Consider the following 17340-nt stretch of genomic DNA (forward strand, 5'->3'; position numbering starts at 1 on the left):
CGGCATTGCTGCCGATCTTCGCGCCGTCACCCACCTCGAAGCCGCCCAGCACCTTGGCGCCGGCGCTGACCACCACGTTCTTGCCCAGCGTGGGGTGCCGTTTGGCACCCTTGTACAGCGAGGTGCCGCCAAGCGTAACGCCCTGGTAGATGGTGCAGCCGTCGCCGATCTCGGCCGTTTCGCCCACCACCACGCCCATGGCATGGTCGAAAAACACCCGTTCGCCGATCTTGGCGCCCGGGTGGATCTCGATGCCGGTGAGGAAACGCGCGATGTGCGAGATGAAACGCCCGAGCCATTTGAAGCCGTGCGTCCAGCACCAGTGTGCCGGCCGGTGCAGCCAGACAGCATGCAGCCCCGGATAACAGGTGACCACCTCCCAGGTGCTGCGCGCGGCAGGGTCGCGCTCGAGGATGCACTGGATGTCGGAGCGGAGGCGGGCGAACATGGGGAACCTGGTCTTGTTGTCGGGGAGCCAGTCTAGCGTCTGGCCTTGTCCGCGGTCTGCAGCATGGCCTTGGCGACACCACGCAGGATGTGGACTTCCTCTTCGGTCGGCACCGCGCGGTTGAAGAGCGCGTTCAGGCGCGGCATCAGCTTCTTCGGTGCTTCGGGGTCGAGGAAATCCACCGCCACCAGCGCGCGCTCCAGGTGCTCGAGCATGCCTGCCACGGCCCTGGCGTCGGCCGCCAGCCGTTCGGGGGTCGACGGCGTGACCGCGAAACCGCCCAGCGCCTGGCGCCAGTCGTAGGCCACCAGCTGCACGGCAGCGGCCAGGTTGAGCGAACCGAACGACGGGTTGGTCGGGATCGAAAGGCAGGCGTGGCTGCGGTACACGTCCTCGTTCTTCATGCCGAAGCGTTCCGATCCGAACAGGAAGGCAACGCCCTCGGGCTGCACCGCGCCAGGCGCCGCGGCATCGGCCAGCAGGCGGCTGAAATGCTCGCGCGGCGCGCGGGTGGGCGGGCCGAAGTCGCGCGGCGTCATGGCGGTGGCGCACAGGTGGCTCACGCCGTCCAGCGCCTCGTCGAGCGTGTCCACCACCCGCGCGCGGTCCAGCACATCGTTGGCGCCGCTGGCGCGCTGGATGGTTTCTTCCTTTCGCAGCACGTTCTTCCAGCGCGGGTTGACCAGCACCAGGTCGTCAAAGCCCATCACCTTCATGGCCCGGGCGGCGCCGCCCACGTTGCCGGCATGGCTGGTGTCGATCAGGATGAAGCGGGTGCGCATGGTGTGGAATCTGTCGCGGAACAAAAGGCAATGGGCCGGTAAAATGTCGGGTATTGTCGCTGCCCGCATCGCCAGGCCCCGGCATCCCGCTCTTGCCCCTCTGCCCATGGCCGCACCCGGCCCAGCCCAGGAACACAATTCATGTCGTCCAACCTCCACCCCATGCTCAACGTGGCCATCAAGGCCGCCCGCGCCGCCGGCGCCATCATCAACCGCGCGGCGCTCGACGTCGAAACCGTGCGCGTGTCGGCCAAGCAGACCAACGACTTCGTCACCGAGGTCGACCATGCGGCGGAGGCCGCGATCATCGAAACCCTGCTGACGGCCTATCCCGACCACGGCATCTGGGCCGAAGAATCCGGACGACGCGAAGGCAAGGGCCGCGACAAGAACCACGTCTGGATCATCGATCCGCTGGACGGCACCACCAACTTCATCCACGGCTTCCCGGTCTACTGCGTGAGCATCGCGCTCATGGTGAACGACCGCATCGAGCAGGCCGTGGTGTACGACCCCACCCGCAACGACCTGTACTGCGCCACCCGTGGCCGCGGCGCGTACCTGAACGACCGCCGCATCCGCGTGGCCAAGCGCATCGCGCTGCGCGACTGCCTGCTGTCCACCGGCTTCCCGTTCCGCCCGGGCGACGCGATGCAGACCTACCTGCAGTTGCTCGGCGAGGTCATGCCCAAGTGCACCGGCGTGCGCCGTCCCGGCTCGGCAGCGCTGGATCTGGCCTATGTGGCGGCCGGCTTCTCCGACGGGTTCTTCGAGACCGGCCTGTCGGCCTGGGACGTGGCCGCGGGCGCGCTGCTGGTGACCGAGGCCGGTGGTCTGGTGGGCAACTTCACCGGCGAGGCGAACTTCCTGGAACAACGGGAGTGCCTGGCCGCCAACCCCAAGATCTACGGTCAGCTGGTGGGCCTGACGGGCAAGTACAGCAAATTCGCCAGCGCCGGCGACAAAGCCGCCCTGCGCCAGGGCCTGCCCACGGCGGCCGAGGCTGCAGCGGCCGACGCCGCACCGGCGAAACAGGAACCGCCGCAAGACGACTTCCCACCCACGGTCTACGTCGCACCGTTCTGACGCCGCCCAGGGCAACCCCGAGCCAGGTCAGCCCCCTCGGGAGGGGCAGCGACCCGCGCAGCGGCGGAGCGTGGGGGCTACACCTCCAGCGGCAGCGTCCACCAGAAGGTGGTGCCCACATCGGGCTGCGACTCGGCCCAGATGCGGCCGCCGTGGCGCTCGACGATGCGCGCCACGATGGCCAGGCCCACGCCGGTACCCGGTACGTCCGACCCCACGTGCAGCCGCTGGAACAGGCCGAACAGCTTTTCGGCGCGCGCCATGTCAAAGCCCATGCCGTTGTCGCGCAGGTAGAAAGCGCCCTTTTGGGCATCGTGGCCCAGCACCAGATGGGGCTGCTCGCGGTGACGCGAATACTTCAGCGCGTTGTCCAGCAGGTTCACCAGCACCTGCCGCAGCAAGGTGGCGTCGCCCATCACCGGCGGCAGCGACAGCACGGTCACGTCGGCCCGTGACAGGTCCGACGCCAGGCTGTCGACCACCGAATGCACCAGCGCACCCATGTCCACCGACGCGGGCTCCAGCTCCACGCGCACCACGCGCAACAGCTCCAGCATGTCGGTGATCATCTGGCCCATGTTGCGCGACGAGCGCGTGATGCGCTGGAACATGTCGAGCGCCAGCGGACTGAGCTTGTCGCCCTCTTCCTCCGAGATCAGCGAGGCGAAACCGTTGACCGAGCGCAGCGGAGCGCGCAGGTCGTGGGCGATGGAATAGGAGATCGCCTCCATGTCCTTCATCGACCGCTCCAGCTCGGCCGTGCGCTCGACCACGCGCCGCTCCAGGCTGGCGTTGAGCGCGCGCACCTGCTCTTGCGCGGCCACGCGCTCGTGGATGTCCAGGTGCGTGCCCGACATGTACAGCGCCTGGCCACCCGGTCCGCGCCGGTGCACTCGCCCGCGGTCGTTGATCCAGACCCAGTGGCCGTCCTTGTGGCGCATGCGGATGTCGCACTCGTAATACGGCAGCTCGCCCGCCCAGTGCCACTGCAGCACGCGTTCGGCACGCTCCAGGTCGTGCGGGTGCACCAGGCGGCGCCAGGTGTCGAAGGTGACCGGCATCAACTCGGCGACGGTGTAACCCAGCATCTCCGCCCAGCGGTCGTTGATGACCATGGCGCCGGTCTCGATGTTGGTCTCCCAGATGCCCGGGCGCGTGGCTTCCAGCACCCACTGCAGGCGCTGCCGTTCGTCGCGCAGGGCCTCCTCGGCGCGCACGTAGGACGTCACATCGGAATAGGTCCGCACGAAGCCGCCTTCGGGCAGCACACGGGTGTGGATGTCCAGCACCCGGCCATCCTGGGTGGACCGGATGTAGCGCTCGGGCGGCTGGACACCCGGTCCGCTGCTCAGGTATTCCCGCACGGACCGGTCGACCGTGTCCAGCAGGCCATCGAAGTCACCGCGCAGGCGCTGGAACTCGACCACCTCGTGCGCCAGCGGGTGCGACGCCAGCAAGGACTCCGGCAGGTCCAGCAACTCCAGCAGGCGGCGGTTGTAGAAACGCACACGGCCCTGCGCGTCCACCTGGGTCAGCCCCTGGTCGATGCTGTCGAACGTGAGCTGCAGCGCGGCGCTCTTTTCGGCCAGCAGGGCGCTGGTGGCCTGGAACTGCAGCCGCGCCCGCCGGCGCTCGTTGTGGCCGCGCCAGGCGATCACCAGTTGCCGCACCGCGCCCAGCAGCGGCTGCAGGAACTCCACGTCGGCCTCGCTGTACCCCCCGGGCTGGTTGGCCAGCCCGACCATGGCCACCAGGCGGTCGCCCACCGCCAGCGGCACGCCCAGAAACGCTTTCATGGGGCGGTGCCCGGACGGCATGCAACCGCCGGAGCGCGGATCGTTGGCCGGGTCGTTGGCGATCACCGTTTCGCCGGTGCGCAGCGCGTGCCCGAACAGGGACTGCAGGTTGCGGAACACCATGCCCGACTCCAGCTGCTCGTCGTGCATCTTCCGGGACGTCTCGTCCCAGGCGATGTTGGAGATCGCGTGCGTCTTGAGGTTGGGCTGCTCGCGCATGTCGAACAACACCTCACCCACGAAACCGTATTCGCTGCCGGTCACCGACAGCAGGGTTTCCAGCAGCCCGGCGAAGGCCGAGCGCTTGTCCTCCGATTCGATGAACGCCGCCTGGGCCTGCTGCACGGCTTCGAGCATGTGGTGCTGGCGGGACAGCGACTCCTGCGCCAGGCGCGACACCGTGACATCGTTGCAGAAGCCATACCAGCGCGTGGAACCATCGGGCTCCCGGTGGGGCTGGGCGTCCACGGCGTACCAGCGCAGACCCCGTTGGGGCAACTTCACCCGGTACACGCCGCGCCAGGGCAGCAACTGTTCGGCGCTGCGCAACATCGACACCAAAAGCGGCTTCTTGTCGTCCTGGTGAACCCGCAGGAAGAACAGGTTGCCGTTGTCGGCCAGCTGGCGCGGATCGATCTCCAGCATGTCGCGTGCGCGTTCGCTCATGAAGCCGAACGAACTGCTGCCGTCGGGCCGCACGCGCGCCTCGAACAGCACGCCCGGCACACGGGCCGCGATGTTCTGCAGGAAGGCCAGCTGGGCGGCCAGCGCCTGAGCGGCCTCTTTCTCCGCCGTGATGTCCTGCACCACGCCGAAATCGGTCCGCGGATTGCCCGCCACCGATGTGCGGCCCATGCGGCTGCGCAGCCAGAGGTCTCGCCCGTTGTCCGGACGGCGCCAGCGGAACTCGACCGTGCGCCCGTCCATGGCCTCACGCGCGGCCATCCAGGCGGCCATGTCATCGGGGTGGATGCTGCCGCGCCCGATCGACCGGGGCAGCGTCTCCCGCTCGGCAACGCCCGCCAGCTCATAGAGCCCGCTGGACCACACCACATGCTCTTCGTCGACCGCGTTGGTCCAATGCCCCACCCGGGCCAGCTTCTCGATCGCACCGTACAGCTCCACCCGCTGCTGCAGGTCCAGATTCATGGCCTGCAAGGCGTGCTCGGCCTCGAACTCGCGGGAAATTTCGAGCAGGAACACCAGCAGCAGTGGCTCGGGCGACACGTCCAGCCGGCGGGTCAGCAAGCGCACGCGGTGGCCACGGTCTTCGTTCAGGCAGACGACGCGTTGGCCTGGTTCGAGCGACAGCGTGGCCAGGTAGGCCTGGCGCTCCGCTTCGCTGGGCCAGTGCCCCAGCTCCACCGTGGTGCGGCCCAGCACGGCCTCACGTGTCGTGCCGGTGGCGGCCAGCCAGGCGTCGTTGACCGCCAGCAACACACCGTCGGAGGCGCGGCTCAACGACGCCGGCACCGGGGCGGCCATGAACATGGCTTCGTAGGGCAGACCGGCAGGGTCGTGAGGAGCTGGACTCATGGGCCTGGAAACGGTGCAAAACACAAGGGTGGCGCCCATTGTGGCGCAAGCGTGGCCCGGGGCCGAACTGCTACAGTTGCCGGCCGTATCCGATCGCACGCCCGAGCCCGCCTTGACCGCCCCGCTGGACCACCACACCCCCATGATGCAGCAGTACCTGGCCCTCAAGGCCGGGTATCCCGACACCCTGCTGTTCTACCGCATGGGTGACTTCTACGAAATGTTCTACGCCGACGCCGAAAAGGCCGCCCGGCTGCTGGACATCACGCTCACTCAGCGCGGTCAGTCGGGTGGGCAGCCGGTGGTCATGGCCGGCGTGCCCTTCCATTCGGTCGAGAGCTACCTCGCGCGCCTGATCAAGCTCGGCGAGTCGGTGGCCATCGCCGAACAGGTGGGCGATGTGGCCACCGCCAAGGGGCCGGTCGATCGCAAGGTGGTCCGCGTGGTCACGCCCGGCACCCTGACCGACGCCGAACTGCTGTCGGACAAGACCGAAGCGCTGGTGATGGCGGTGCACCCAGGCGCCCGCACCGGCGCCGGCCTGGCCTGGCTGTCGGTCACCCAAGGCATCGTATTCATGGCGCAGTGCGCCAGTGACGAGCTGGCCGACTGGATCGCCCGCGTCGGCCCCGGCGAACTGCTCTACAGCGCAGAGGTCACGCCCGCGTTTGAAAAGCAGCTGCAGCAGCTCACGGCGCAGGCACTGCCCAGCGGACAGCGCACCGTGGCCGTGGTCCGGCCCGCCTGGGCGTTTGACGCCAGGCTGGGCGAACGCAAACTGCTCGAACAGCTGCAGGCCGCGAGCCTGGCCGCCTGGGACGCGCAGGATCTGAAAGACGCCCACGCCGCCGCCGCCGCGCTGCTGGCCTACGCCGAACACACCCAGGGCCGCGCGCTCACCCATATCCAGAGCCTGCAGGTCGCGCGCAGCGGCGAGCTGATCGACCTGCCGTTGAACACGCGGCGCAACCTCGAACTCACCCACACCTTGCGCGGCGAGACCAGTCCCACGCTGTTCTCGCTGCTGGACACCTGCCACACCGGCATGGGCAGCCGCGCGCTGCGCAACTGGTTGCTGGAGCCGCGCCGCGAGCGCACACAGGCGCGCGAGCGGCTGGCCGCCATCGGCCTGCTCCGCGGCGGTCTGTGGCAAAACCTGCGCAGCGATCTCAAGGGATCGAGCGACGTCGAACGCATCACCGCCCGCACCGCGCTGCGCCAGGTGCGTCCGCGCGAGCTGGTCGGCCTGGCGGCGACCCTGGCCCGCTCCGCGCAGCTCGCCCGCGCGCTGGCCGCGGGCATCGGCACCACGCCGCCCGCGCTGCTGCAGCGCATCGCCACCGACCTGGTGCCCCCCGCGGGTTGTGCCGAGCTGCTGGCCCAGGCCATCGCGCCCGAGCCGGCCGCGCTGGTGCGCGATGGCGGCGTGATCGCCGACGGCTTCGACACCGAACTCGACGAGCTGCGCGCCATCCAGACCAACTGCGACGGTTTCCTAATCGACCTGGAAACCCGCGAGCGCGCGCGCACCGGCATCGCCAACCTGCGCGTTCAGTTCAACAAGGTGCACGGCTTCTACATCGAGGTGACGGCCAGCGGCCTGGACCGCGTGCCCGACGACTACCGCCGCCGCCAGACGCTCAAGAACGCCGAACGCTTCATCACGCCCGAACTCAAGGCCTTTGAAGACAAAGCCCTGAGCGCGCAGGACCGGGCGCTGGCGCGCGAAAAACACCTGTACGAACTGCTGCTCGACGAGTTACAGGCCTGGATCGCCCCGCTGACGCAGCTCGCCCGCGCCATGGCGGCGCTGGACGCGCTGTGCGCCCTGGCCGAGCGCTCGCTGACCCTGAACTGGACCGAGCCGACGTTCGCGCCCGAGCCCTGCATCGAGATCCGCGGCGGCCGCCATCCCGTCGTCGAAGCGCGACTCAACGAAACCACCGGCGGCAGCTTCATCGCCAACGACACGGTGCTGGGCGGCAAGCAGCGCATGCAGGTCATCACCGGCCCCAACATGGGCGGCAAGAGCACCTACATGCGCCAGGTCGCGGTCATCGTGCTGCTCGCTTCCATGGGCAGCTACGTGCCGGCCGCCCGCTGCCGACTGGGCCCCATCGACGCCATCCACACCCGCATCGGTGCGGCCGACGACCTGGCCAACGCGCAGTCGACCTTCATGGTCGAGATGACCGAGGCCGCGCAGATCCTGCACGCCGCGACACCGCAGAGCCTCGTCCTCATGGACGAGATCGGCCGCGGCACCTCCACCTTCGACGGTCTGGCGCTGGCCGGCGGCATCGCCGCCCACCTGCACGACAAGGCGCGCTGCTTCACCCTGTTCGCCACCCACTATTTTGAGCTGACCGAGTTCCCGGCCGGCCACCACGGCGCGGTCAACGTGCACGTGAGCGCGGTCGAAGGCGGCGGCAAGGGCGGCATCGTCTTCCTGCACCAGATCGAGCCCGGACCGGCCAGCCGCAGCTACGGCATCCAGGTCGCGCGCCTGGCGGGTGTGCCCACCGCCGTGGTGCAGCACGCCCGCCACGCCCTGGCCGCGCTGGAAAGCCAGAGCGAACAGCACCGCAGCCAGGTGGACCTGTTCGCCCCGCCCCCGGCTGCGCCCGAACCCGAAACGCCGCCGGTGGTGGCCGCGCTGGCGGGCATCGACCCCGACACGCTGTCGCCGCGCGAGGCACTGGACCTGATCTACCAGCTCAAAAAGCTGGCCTGAGTGGCTCAGCCGCCCGAAAGGGCCGCTGCCCTACACTCAAAGGTTGCTTTTTTCCGGTGCTGAGCGGTTTGCCCAGACGCCAAGACCCCGAACTTTCTCACACGTCCCATGACTTACTGCGTCGCCGTCAAACTCAAGGCCGGACTGGTCTTTCTCTCCGATTCGCGCACCAACGCGGGCCTGGACCAGATCAGCACCTTCCGCAAGATGATCGTCTACGAGAAGCCGGGCGACCGCTTCATGTGCCTGCTCTCGGCCGGCAACCTGAGCATCTCGCAGTCGGTGCGCGAGATCCTGCAGGTCGAAAAGCTGCCGCACCACGACGGCGGCGAACCCATCACCATCTGGAACGCCACGAGCATGTTCGACGCTGCGCGCGTGCTGGGCTCGGCCGTGCGCCACGTGTTCGAACGCGACGGCGAGGCGCTGCAGCGCGCCGGGGTGGACTTCAACGTGTCGATGATCTTCGGCGGCCAGATCGGCAACGAAGGCATGCGCCTGTTCCAGGTCTATTCGGCCGGCAACTTCATCGAGGCCACGCCCGAGACGCCGTTCTTCCAGGTCGGTGAGTCCAAGTACGGCAAGCCGGTGCTCGACCGCGTGATCACGCTCGACACGCCGCTGGACGAAGCCGCCAAGTGCGCCCTGGTGTCCATGGACAGCACGCTCAAGTCCAACCTCTCGGTGGGCCTGCCGCTGGACCTGGTGGTCTACGAAGCCGACACGCTCAAAACCGACAAGATCACCTGCATCGACGAAAACAACCCGTACTTCCGCATGGTGCGCAACACCTGGGGCCAGAAGCTGCGCGAGGTGTTTGACAGCATCGAAGACCCGGCCTGGGACGGCGCACCGACCAGCGTGCCGCTGATGGGCTGCAGCACCCGCAGCCAGCCGCTCAAGAAGATCACGAACGCCGATGAGAAGCTGATCTGATGTCATCCCGGTCGCACAGGGTTCAGGGGAAGACAGTCCTCCGGGGCGAGGTGCCCCAATACAGGGGTGCGGTGGAACCGGCTTCGCCGCGCCACTCGCACCGCCCCCTTGAGGGGGTGACGCGCCCACGGCGCGGCGCGGGGGTGGGCCTATGTCCCTGATCGTTTTCTCCCACGCCAACAGCTTCCCGGTCAGCACCTACGCGGTGCTGTTCCGCAGCCTGCGGGCGCGCGGCTACACCGTGCGCGGGGTCGACAAATTCGGCCACGATCCGCGGTACCCGGTCACCAGCAACTGGCCGCACCTGGTGCAGCAACTGGCCGACTTTGCCGGGCCGGAGGTCGAGCGCCATGGCCAGGGGGCCTGGCTGGTCGGGCATTCGCTGGGCGGGTTCCTCAGCCTCATGTGCGCCGCGCGCCACCCGGTGCTGGGCGGCCAGCCGGTCAAGGGCGTGCTGCTGATCGATTCGCCGGTTCTCGGCGGCTGGCGCGCACGGGCGCTGGAGCTGGCCAAACGCACGCAGCTGGTGGGCTCGATATCGCCCGGCAAGATCAGCCGCAAACGCCGCAACGCCTGGCCCGACGCGCAGACCGCGTTCGACCACTTTGCCCACAAAAAGGCCTTTGCCCGCTGGGATCCGCAGGTGCTGCGCGACTACATCGAGCACGGCACTCACGACGAGCACACCCCCCAGGGCGTGCGCCGCGTGCTCGGCTTTGACCGCGACGTGGAAACCGCGATCTACAACACCCTGCCCCACAACCTCGACCGCCTGCTGCGCCGCCACCCGCTGCAATGCCCGGTGGCCTTCATCGGTGGCACCGAGTCGGCCGAGATGAAGCAGGTCGGCATGGCCATGACGCACAAGGTGGTGGGCCGCGACCACCCGGACCGGCTGCGCATGATCGAAGGCAGCCACCTGTTCCCGATGGAACAGCCGCACGAGACCGCGGTGGCCATCGACGCATCGCTCAAAGCCCTGTCGCGTTGAACACACACGCCGGCACGCGGTCCGGCCCAGGCCGGACACCCCAGTCCCCCAAGCGCCGCCGCTGTGGCTACGATGGCGGTTCATGACGCCATCCCATCCCCCCAGCCCAGTGTGGCTGCAGCTCTGGCAAGGTCTGCTGGCCTGGGAGCCGCGGCACCTGCACGCGTGGCAGCGCGTGGGGGTGGCGATCGCGCTCACCCTGCTGGCGGCCTGGCTGCGCGTCGCCCTGGCGCCGGCCGAATCGGGCGGGCGCTTCATCACCCTGTCGCTGGCGGCGGCGCTCTCGGCCTTGTACGGGGGCTTCATGGCCGGCATGGTCAGCACGGTGCTGGGCATGGTGCTGGTCAACTTCTTCATGGTCCGCCCCTACGGTGCGCTCGCCTTCGACAACCTGGGCGAGGCCTTCTGGCTCAACCTGTGGCATGCACTCACACAGCTGGTGGTGGTGGGTGCCATCGCGCAGATGCAGCAGCGCAACCGGCGCCTGCAGGCCGCCACCGAACAGGCCCAGCTGAGCCAGCAGCGGTTCGTGGAAACCTTTGAACACGCGGCCTCGGGCTTCTCGCACGTCGCGCTCGATGGGCAGTTGCTGCGGGTCAACCAGAGCTTCTGCGACATCGTCGGCTACAGCGCCGACGAGCTGCAGCACCTGCGCTTTCAGGACATCACCCACCCCGACGACATCGGCCCCGACGTGGCGTACCTGCAGCAGGCGCTGAGCGGCGGACGCGACCACTACACGCTGGAAAAGCGTTACCGCCACAAGCAGGGCCACTGGGTCTGGGTGCAGCTCACGGTGGCGCTGGTGCGCAAAGCCGATGGCAGCCCGAGCTATTTCATCTCGGTGGTGCAGGACCTCAGCGCGATCAAGGCCACGGAAACCGCCCTGCGCACCATGCAGAATCTGCTCGACCAGGCACAGGCCTTGGCCCGCATGGCCGTGTGGCAAGCCGATCTCGGCACCGGACATATCACCAGCCTGTCGCTCGACAGGCCCTTCCTGGACTTTCCGCAGAACGACTACGCCATCGCGGACCTGATGCAACACATCCACCCTGATGACAGGCCCCGCGTGCAGACGCTCTGGCCAAAAGCCGTCAAGGGGCAGACCGCTTACGAAATCGAGTACCGCGTGCTGCTGGGCGGTCGCGAACACTGGCACGCGGTCAAGGCCGAGTTCGAACGCGACGACAAAGGTCGTGCGCGGCGCGCCCTGGGCGTGACGCTCGACATCACCGAGCGCAAGCGCATCGAGCTGGAGATCCAGCAGCTCAACGCGAGCCTGGAACAGCGCATCCAGGAACGCACGCTAGAGCTCAAGGCGGCCTACGACGAGCTGGAAAGCTACTCCTACGCGGTGGCGCACGACCTGCGCTCGCCACTGCGCATCATCAACGGCTTTGCCCAGGCGCTGCAGGACGACCACCCCGTGCTGGGCGAGGCCAGCGCCCTGCACCTGCGCCGCATCATGGGCGCCAGCGCCAAGATGGGCCAGCTGATCGACGGACTGCTGCAACTCTCTCAGTACGGCCGCGGCGAGGTGCAGCGCCACCCGGTGGACATCAGCGCCATTGCCACCCGGCTGCTGGAGGAACTGGCCGCCGACGACCCGCAGCGCGAGGTGCAGTGGAGCGTGGACGCCGGCCTGTTGGCCATGGCCGATCCGCCGCTGATCGAAGCCCTGCTGCAGAACCTGCTGCACAACGCCTGGAAATACACCGCCAAGGTGCCGGCCGCGCGCATCCACGTGTTCGCCGCCACCCGCGGCGGTCAGCGCTGTTTCTGCATCCGCGACAACGGCGTTGGTTTCGACATGGCCCACGCGGACAAGCTGTTCCAGCCGTTCCAGCGGCTGCACCTGCCGCACGAGTTCAGCGGCCTGGGCATTGGCCTGGCCACGGCGCGGCGCATCGTGCTGCGCCATGGCGGCGTGATGGACGCGCAATCGGCCCCGGGACAGGGGGCCACGTTCTGCTTCACGCTGCCGGACGAAGCGCCCAACCCGACCGATCTGAACTGAACACGAGAATGGCCCCCACGCTCCACCGCTGACGCGGGTCGCTGCCGGTTTACTCGGCCCAGTGCACCCAGCCCATGTGGGCGGTCAGCAGGATCAGCGCACCAAAGGCGATGCGGTACCAGGCGAACGGCACGAAGCTGTGGCTGGCCACGTAGCGCAGCAGCCAGCGGATGCACAGCCAGGCGCTCAGGAAAGCGAACAGCAGACCCACGGCGAACATGGGCACGTCGTCCACCGACAGCAGCGCGCGTTCCTTGTAGAGGCTGTAGACGCCGGCGCCGATCAGCGTCGGGATGGCCAGATAGAAGCTGAAGTCGGTGGCGGTCTTGCGCGAGAGACCCAGCAGCATGCCGCCGATGATGGTGGCACCGCTGCGGCTGGTGCCGGGCACCAGGGCCAGGCACTGCACCAGGCCGAGTTTGAGCGCGTCCCAGGGCGTCATGTCGTCCACCGACTGGATGCGCGCCGTCTGCTGGGCGCGCCGCTCGGCCCACAAAATGATGAAGCCACCCACGATGAAGGTGGTGGCCACCACGGTGGGCGTGAACAGGTTCGCCTTGATGGCTTTGCCGAACAGCAGGCCCAGCATCACCGCCGGGATGAAAGCGATCAGCACATTGAGCGCAAACCGCTGCGCCTGGCGCTGGCTGGGCAGGCCCAGCAGCGTCTCGCGCAGGCGCTGCCAGTACACGATGATCACGGCCAGGATCGCGCCGGTCTGGATCGCGATCTCGAACACCTTGGCCTTGGCATCGACAAAGCCCAGCAGGCTGCCCGCCAGGATCAGGTGCCCGGTGGACGAAATCGGCAGGAATTCGGTCAGGCCCTCCACCACGCCCATGATGGCGGCCTTGATCAACAGCATCAGATCCATAAACGTCGGGGTCCGCGCGCGGCGGTTCGCAAAAATGACAACAGGCCAAGGGCTGGCCTGTTTTGCAGCCGGCTATCGTACCTGCTGGGCCTTGGGCGGGGCGCTGTCCGCCGCCTCCAGCTGCAGGCGCAGCCCGCCGGGCACCACGCTCAGCGCGCCGGGCTTGAGGCCGCGGCCCTCCAGGCGGCGCATGTCCGCCGCGTCCAGCCGGTGCACCACCAGGTCCTCAAACAGCTTGTCGGCCAGCAGCGCGCCCAGCTGGTGCGCCCGCCCCGCGTAGGCCCGGGGCAGGCCGCTCAGGTCAAAGCGCTCCACCTTCACGTTGGCCAGCCGCACCGTCGCATCCGACGGCTCCAGCCGCAGCGCGTAGCTCAGGCCCAGCGTGCCTGTCATCTGCCGCTCGCTCAGCACCGAGGTGCCCAGCGAATACGCCAGTTCGGTGCCGATCCGGTTCTGCTCCGGCATCAGCCGCACGCGCGGCGCGCTCAGCGTCACGTCGAACAGGTCCAGGTAGCGCTGGCTGCGCGGGAACGAACGGCCCATCAGCTCCACCAGCCGCGCCTCTGAAATCTCCACCGTGCGCGGCCCGCCCAGGCCGGCGCACCCCGCCAGCAGGGCCAAGCCCGACACGGCCACCAGCCCGCCCGCGCGCAGGCCCGCGCGCCTTGTCATCACCTGTTGCATACACCGCCCTTCCCTGTTGATGGCGCCCTGAGCGCTCTGAACTGCCGGCGATTGTAAAAAGCGCCCGTCCCTCGGCACCGCAGGGACCACGCACGGCCGGTGCCCCACGCGTTCGCTCCGTCGCGCATCCCGTGCATGTCGCGCGCCCCAGGCGCCGTTTCGCGCCCGCCGCGGGGCGTTTGGTCGCAGGCCCGTGGCGCGGCGGCGGCGCGGCCGGCACAGTCGCCCCCAGCCCACCGAACCGCATCCCCACGGAGCCCGCCATGCAGATGACCCCCATGATCGCCGTGCACCTGACCACCGCGCTCGCCGCGCTGGTGATCGGGCCCGTTGCCCTGTGGGCGCGGCGCGGCCTCGGCCCGCGTTTCGCCACCGCCCAGCGCCCACGCCTGCACCGCGCCGCGGGCTACGCCTGGGTCACGCTCATGCTGCTCACCGCCTTCTCGGCCCTGTTCATCCGTGACTTCCAGTTGCCCAATATCGCAGGCTACACCCCCATCCACCTGGTCGTGCCGTACACGCTGGTCGGCCTGTTCCTGGCCTTCCGCCGCCTGTTCCGGGGCGATGTGGCCGGTCACCGCAAAAGCATGCTGGGCCTGTACCTGGGCGCTTGCATCGGTGCCGGCCTCTTCACCCTGCTGCCGCAGCGCTTCCTCGGCCAGCTGGTCTGGGGCCAGTGGCTGGGCCTGCTCTGAAGCCGACGCCTGCATCCCTGAAATTGGAATCTGACCCCGTTTTGCTTGACCCCGTTTTGGAACCCATCTTGGAGATCCCTATGACCACCACCACCCCGCTCCCGCCCGAACTCGAACGCCTGGCCCGCCGCAACGTGGGTCTGCGCCTGGGCTGGCTGGTCCACGCCACCGTGTTTGTGCTGGTCAACGCGGGCCTGTGGCTGGCCGGCAGCCGCAGCGGTTGGCTGGGTCTGCCCACGGGCGGCTGGGTCCTCGGCCTGCTGGTGCACGGCGCCGTGGTCTGGCTGCGCCCGCTGGGCGACGGGCTGCGCGAACGCCTGCTGGCGCAGGAACGCCAACGCCTGCAGCGCCGCTGATGGTCCCCATGGCCGGGTTGGACGCCTCCAGGCCCGTGCCAGAATGTTCGCGCCCCCACCCTTTGCACACCTCCCCGCCATGACCCTGCACACCGGCCTCTGGTGGCTGCGCTGGCTGCCCGCCGACAGCCGGGCCGGCGTGCAGCGGCGCGCGCTCATCGTCTGGGGCGTGGCCGCCGTCATCGCGCTGCTGCAAACCCTCTTCAGCCCCGCGCAGCACCCGCTGGGCGCCTCGCTGGTCTACAGCTACGGCATCAGCACCTGCATCTGGTTCCTGTGCGATCCGCTGCGCATCGCGCTGCGGCGCTGGCTGCGGGCCGAGGCGCCGCATTACTGGACCCTCAACGCCCGTTCGGTGCTGCACCAGCTGCTGGCCATCGTGCTGGGTTATGCCGCCGGCACCGCCATGGGCGACGCCTACACCGGCCGCTCCACCTGGCAGCTGCTCCTGCTCTCGCCCGAGCGTTTCTGGGGCTTCCTGCTGTGGTCGGTCGGCATCAGCGCGGGCTTTCTGTTTTTCTTCTACCACCGCGAAAAGGCCCACGCGCTCGAACGCCTGGCCACCGACACGCGGCTGAAGCTGCTGGAAAGCCAGCTCGAACCGCACATGCTGTTCAACACACTGGCCAACCTGCGCGTGCTCATCGGCACCGACCCGGCCCGCGCCACCGCCATGCTCGACCAGCTGGGCGACTACCTGCGCGCCACGCTGGCCGCCTCGCGGGCCGACGGCACCGCCGGCAGTCACACCCTGGCACTGGAATTCCAGCGCCTGCGCGACTACCTGGGCCTCATGAGCGTGCGCATGGGCGAGCGCCTGCGCTGCACGCTGGACCTGCCCGATGACCTGGCCGGCCACCCGGTGCCGCCGCTGCTGCTGCAGCCGCTGGTGGAAAACGCGATCCGCCACGGGCTGGAGCCCAGCGTCGAAGGCGGCGAGATCGTGGTCAGCGCCAGTGCCGAAGGCGACACGCTGCGCATCACCGTTCGCGACAGCGGGGTCGGCTGCAGCGGCACACCCCTGGCAGGCTTCGGTCTCACGCAGGTGCGCGAACGCCTGGCCACCGCCTTCGGCACGCAAGGCCGGCTGGACTGGGCCAGCACACCCGGCCAGGGCACGCAGATCACCCTCAGCCTGCCGCGGCAAGTTGCCTGACACCCACACCAACGCGCCCCCATGCACGCCACCGCCCTGATCGCCGAAGACGAACCGCTGCTGGCCGCCGCGCTGCAGGCCGAACTGGCCCGCGCCTGGCCGCAGCTGCAGATCGTCGCCACCGTGGGCCACGGCGCGGCCGCGGTGCAGCAGGCGCTGGCGCTGCGTCCGCAGGTGCTGTTCCTGGACATCCGCATGCCCGGCCAGAGCGGGCTGGAAGCCGCGGCCGAACTGGCCGAGGAATGGCCCGACGGCGAGCCCTTTCCGGCGATCGTCTTCGTCACCGCCTACGACCAGTACGCCCTGCAGGCCTTTGAAGCGCAGGCGGTGGACTACCTGCTCAAACCCGTGCTGCCCGAGCGGCTGGCGCGCACCGTGCAGAGGGTGCAGGGCCTGCTGGCCCAGCGCGGCAGCGCACCGGCCAGCACCGCACCGGACGCCACGCTGGCCCACAGGCTGGACCAGCTGCGCGCCCTGCTGGCCCCCGCCGCCCCCGCGCCCGGCAGCGAACCGCTGCGCGTGATCCAGGCCAGCGTGGGCAGCACCATCCGGCTGGTGCCGGTGGACGAGGTGCTGGTGTTTGAAGCGGCCGACAAATACGTGCGCGTGCTCACACGCGACGCCGAGGTGCTGATCCGAACCCCGCTCAAGGACCTGCTGCCGCAGCTGGACGCCAGCGTGTTCTGGCAGGTCCACCGCGGCACCGTGGTGCGGGCCGATGCCATCCACAGCGTGCACCGCGACGAGGCAGGCAAGCTCAGCCTGGAGGTGCGCGGACTGCAGGAACGGGTGCCGGTCAGTCGGCTTTACGCCGGGCGTTTTCGGGCGATGTGACCTGGTTTGTTTGCGCAGCCGTTTCTCTGATGCACCTCGCGTCATGCGGGTGGTGAGGCCGGCGTTCTCCGGCTCACGCTCGCGGGCGGAGACCCTTGGTCCGCTTGCATGCTTTCGTCAACCAGGCCGTTGGCACGCTTGTTCTGTGGCAACCGCGAATGGAGCCTGCGCCCGCCGACCTCACCACCCGCATGCAGTGCGACGATGGTGCGCAGAGGATTTCATGGGTCCGGTTGCCGTGTCTATTGGGCGCGCCCACCTGTCAGCGGGGCTGGGACGTGGGGAGCCCGGGCGCAGGCTCCATTCGCGGTTGCCCACACGACTGCGAACAAGCCCCGTGTTGACGAAACAAACTCAGCTAACAAGCCCAGCCGCCGGGTAGGTGAGCCGGAGAACGGGCACCCCACGTCCC

Annotated in this window: 14 protein-coding genes; 9 read left to right on the top strand and 5 right to left on the bottom strand. The window is 68.9% G+C overall.

The features are described from left to right. The coding region (cysE, locus tag ACR2JA_RS08850; protein WP_434008727.1) for a serine O-acetyltransferase at positions 1–448 on the bottom strand (448 nt) is incomplete at its 3' end. A 32-nt stretch (positions 449–480) separates the two neighbouring features. After that, positions 481–1230 carry an RNA methyltransferase gene (locus ACR2JA_RS08855; RefSeq protein ID WP_434008728.1) on the bottom strand — a complete coding sequence of 250 codons (750 nt, stop codon included), beginning with the start codon at positions 1228–1230 and terminating at the stop codon, positions 481–483. Positions 1231–1371: 141 nt separating this feature from the next. Between ACR2JA_RS08855 and ACR2JA_RS08860 the strand changes: the two genes are divergently transcribed. Continuing rightward, complete coding sequence (locus ACR2JA_RS08860; protein ID WP_434008729.1) at positions 1372–2316, top strand: inositol monophosphatase family protein; 945 nt, start codon at positions 1372–1374, stop codon at positions 2314–2316. Between the two features lie 77 nt (positions 2317–2393). On the opposite strand, the gene ACR2JA_RS08865 is transcribed toward ACR2JA_RS08860, so the two are convergent. After that, positions 2394–5648, bottom strand: a complete 3255-nt coding sequence (locus ACR2JA_RS08865; protein ID WP_434008730.1) for a PAS domain-containing protein — start codon at positions 5646–5648, stop codon at positions 2394–2396. A gap of 142 nt (positions 5649–5790) precedes the next feature. On the opposite strand from ACR2JA_RS08865, the gene mutS reads away from it, so the two are divergent. The 4 genes from mutS (at position 5791) to ACR2JA_RS08885 (ending at position 12329) form a co-directional block, all read left to right on the top strand. Further along, positions 5791–8382: a DNA mismatch repair protein MutS gene (gene mutS, locus ACR2JA_RS08870; protein WP_434008740.1), complete on the top strand. Its 2592-nt coding sequence runs from the start codon at positions 5791–5793 to the stop codon at positions 8380–8382. A 108-nt stretch (positions 8383–8490) separates the two neighbouring features. After that, positions 8491–9318, top strand: a complete 828-nt coding sequence (locus ACR2JA_RS08875) for a peptidase (protein WP_434008731.1) — start codon at positions 8491–8493, stop codon at positions 9316–9318. A gap of 151 nt (positions 9319–9469) precedes the next feature. Then, positions 9470–10309: an alpha/beta hydrolase gene (locus tag ACR2JA_RS08880; protein WP_434008732.1), complete on the top strand. Its 840-nt coding sequence runs from the start codon at positions 9470–9472 to the stop codon at positions 10307–10309. A gap of 82 nt (positions 10310–10391) precedes the next feature. Continuing rightward, positions 10392–12329 (top strand): PAS domain S-box protein, encoded by a 1938-nt coding sequence (locus ACR2JA_RS08885; RefSeq protein WP_434008733.1) that lies wholly within the window; start codon positions 10392–10394, stop codon positions 12327–12329. Between the two features lie 49 nt (positions 12330–12378). On the opposite strand, the gene ACR2JA_RS08890 is transcribed toward ACR2JA_RS08885, so the two are convergent. Further along, entirely contained in the window at positions 12379–13203 is an 825-nt protein-coding gene (locus tag ACR2JA_RS08890) for an undecaprenyl-diphosphate phosphatase (protein ID WP_434008734.1), read from the bottom strand. 72 nt (positions 13204–13275) lie between these two features. Continuing rightward, positions 13276–13887 carry a hypothetical protein gene (locus ACR2JA_RS08895; RefSeq protein WP_434008735.1) on the bottom strand — a complete coding sequence of 204 codons (612 nt, stop codon included), beginning with the start codon at positions 13885–13887 and terminating at the stop codon, positions 13276–13278. A gap of 263 nt (positions 13888–14150) precedes the next feature. Between ACR2JA_RS08895 and ACR2JA_RS08900 the strand changes: the two genes are divergently transcribed. The 4 genes from ACR2JA_RS08900 (at position 14151) to ACR2JA_RS08915 (ending at position 16928) form a co-directional block, all read left to right on the top strand. Then, positions 14151–14582 (top strand): DUF2306 domain-containing protein, encoded by a 432-nt coding sequence (locus ACR2JA_RS08900; protein ID WP_434008736.1) that lies wholly within the window; start codon positions 14151–14153, stop codon positions 14580–14582. Between the two features lie 80 nt (positions 14583–14662). Then, positions 14663–14938 carry a 2TM domain-containing protein gene (locus ACR2JA_RS08905; RefSeq protein WP_434008737.1) on the top strand — a complete coding sequence of 92 codons (276 nt, stop codon included), beginning with the start codon at positions 14663–14665 and terminating at the stop codon, positions 14936–14938. A 79-nt stretch (positions 14939–15017) separates the two neighbouring features. After that, entirely contained in the window at positions 15018–16094 is a 1077-nt protein-coding gene (locus ACR2JA_RS08910; RefSeq protein ID WP_434008738.1) for a sensor histidine kinase, read from the top strand. A 21-nt stretch (positions 16095–16115) separates the two neighbouring features. Further along, positions 16116–16928 carry a LytR/AlgR family response regulator transcription factor gene (locus ACR2JA_RS08915; protein WP_434008739.1) on the top strand — a complete coding sequence of 271 codons (813 nt, stop codon included), beginning with the start codon at positions 16116–16118 and terminating at the stop codon, positions 16926–16928. Positions 16929–17340 lie beyond the last annotated feature (412 nt).

This window comes from Hydrogenophaga sp. (assembly GCF_051007235.1).
Classification (GTDB): domain Bacteria; phylum Pseudomonadota; class Gammaproteobacteria; order Burkholderiales; family Burkholderiaceae_C; genus Hydrogenophaga.

Coding starts and splice junctions, on each gene's coding strand:
- ACR2JA_RS08900 (WP_434008736.1), top strand. CDS start 14,151: ATGCAGATGACCCCCATGATCGCCGTGCACCTGACCACCGCGCTCGCC.
- ACR2JA_RS08905 (WP_434008737.1), top strand. CDS start 14,663: ATGACCACCACCACCCCGCTCCCGCCCGAACTCGAACGCCTGGCCCGC.
- ACR2JA_RS08875 (WP_434008731.1), top strand. CDS start 8,491: ATGACTTACTGCGTCGCCGTCAAACTCAAGGCCGGACTGGTCTTTCTC.
- ACR2JA_RS08880 (WP_434008732.1), top strand. CDS start 9,470: ATGTCCCTGATCGTTTTCTCCCACGCCAACAGCTTCCCGGTCAGCACC.
- ACR2JA_RS08865 (WP_434008730.1), bottom strand. CDS start 5,648: ATGAGTCCAGCTCCTCACGACCCTGCCGGTCTGCCCTACGAAGCCATG.
- mutS (WP_434008740.1), top strand. CDS start 5,791: ATGATGCAGCAGTACCTGGCCCTCAAGGCCGGGTATCCCGACACCCTG.
- ACR2JA_RS08895 (WP_434008735.1), bottom strand. CDS start 13,887: ATGCAACAGGTGATGACAAGGCGCGCGGGCCTGCGCGCGGGCGGGCTG.
- ACR2JA_RS08855 (WP_434008728.1), bottom strand. CDS start 1,230: ATGCGCACCCGCTTCATCCTGATCGACACCAGCCATGCCGGCAACGTG.
- ACR2JA_RS08885 (WP_434008733.1), top strand. CDS start 10,392: ATGACGCCATCCCATCCCCCCAGCCCAGTGTGGCTGCAGCTCTGGCAA.
- ACR2JA_RS08860 (WP_434008729.1), top strand. CDS start 1,372: ATGTCGTCCAACCTCCACCCCATGCTCAACGTGGCCATCAAGGCCGCC.
- ACR2JA_RS08890 (WP_434008734.1), bottom strand. CDS start 13,203: ATGGATCTGATGCTGTTGATCAAGGCCGCCATCATGGGCGTGGTGGAG.
- ACR2JA_RS08910 (WP_434008738.1), top strand. CDS start 15,018: ATGACCCTGCACACCGGCCTCTGGTGGCTGCGCTGGCTGCCCGCCGAC.
- ACR2JA_RS08915 (WP_434008739.1), top strand. CDS start 16,116: ATGCACGCCACCGCCCTGATCGCCGAAGACGAACCGCTGCTGGCCGCC.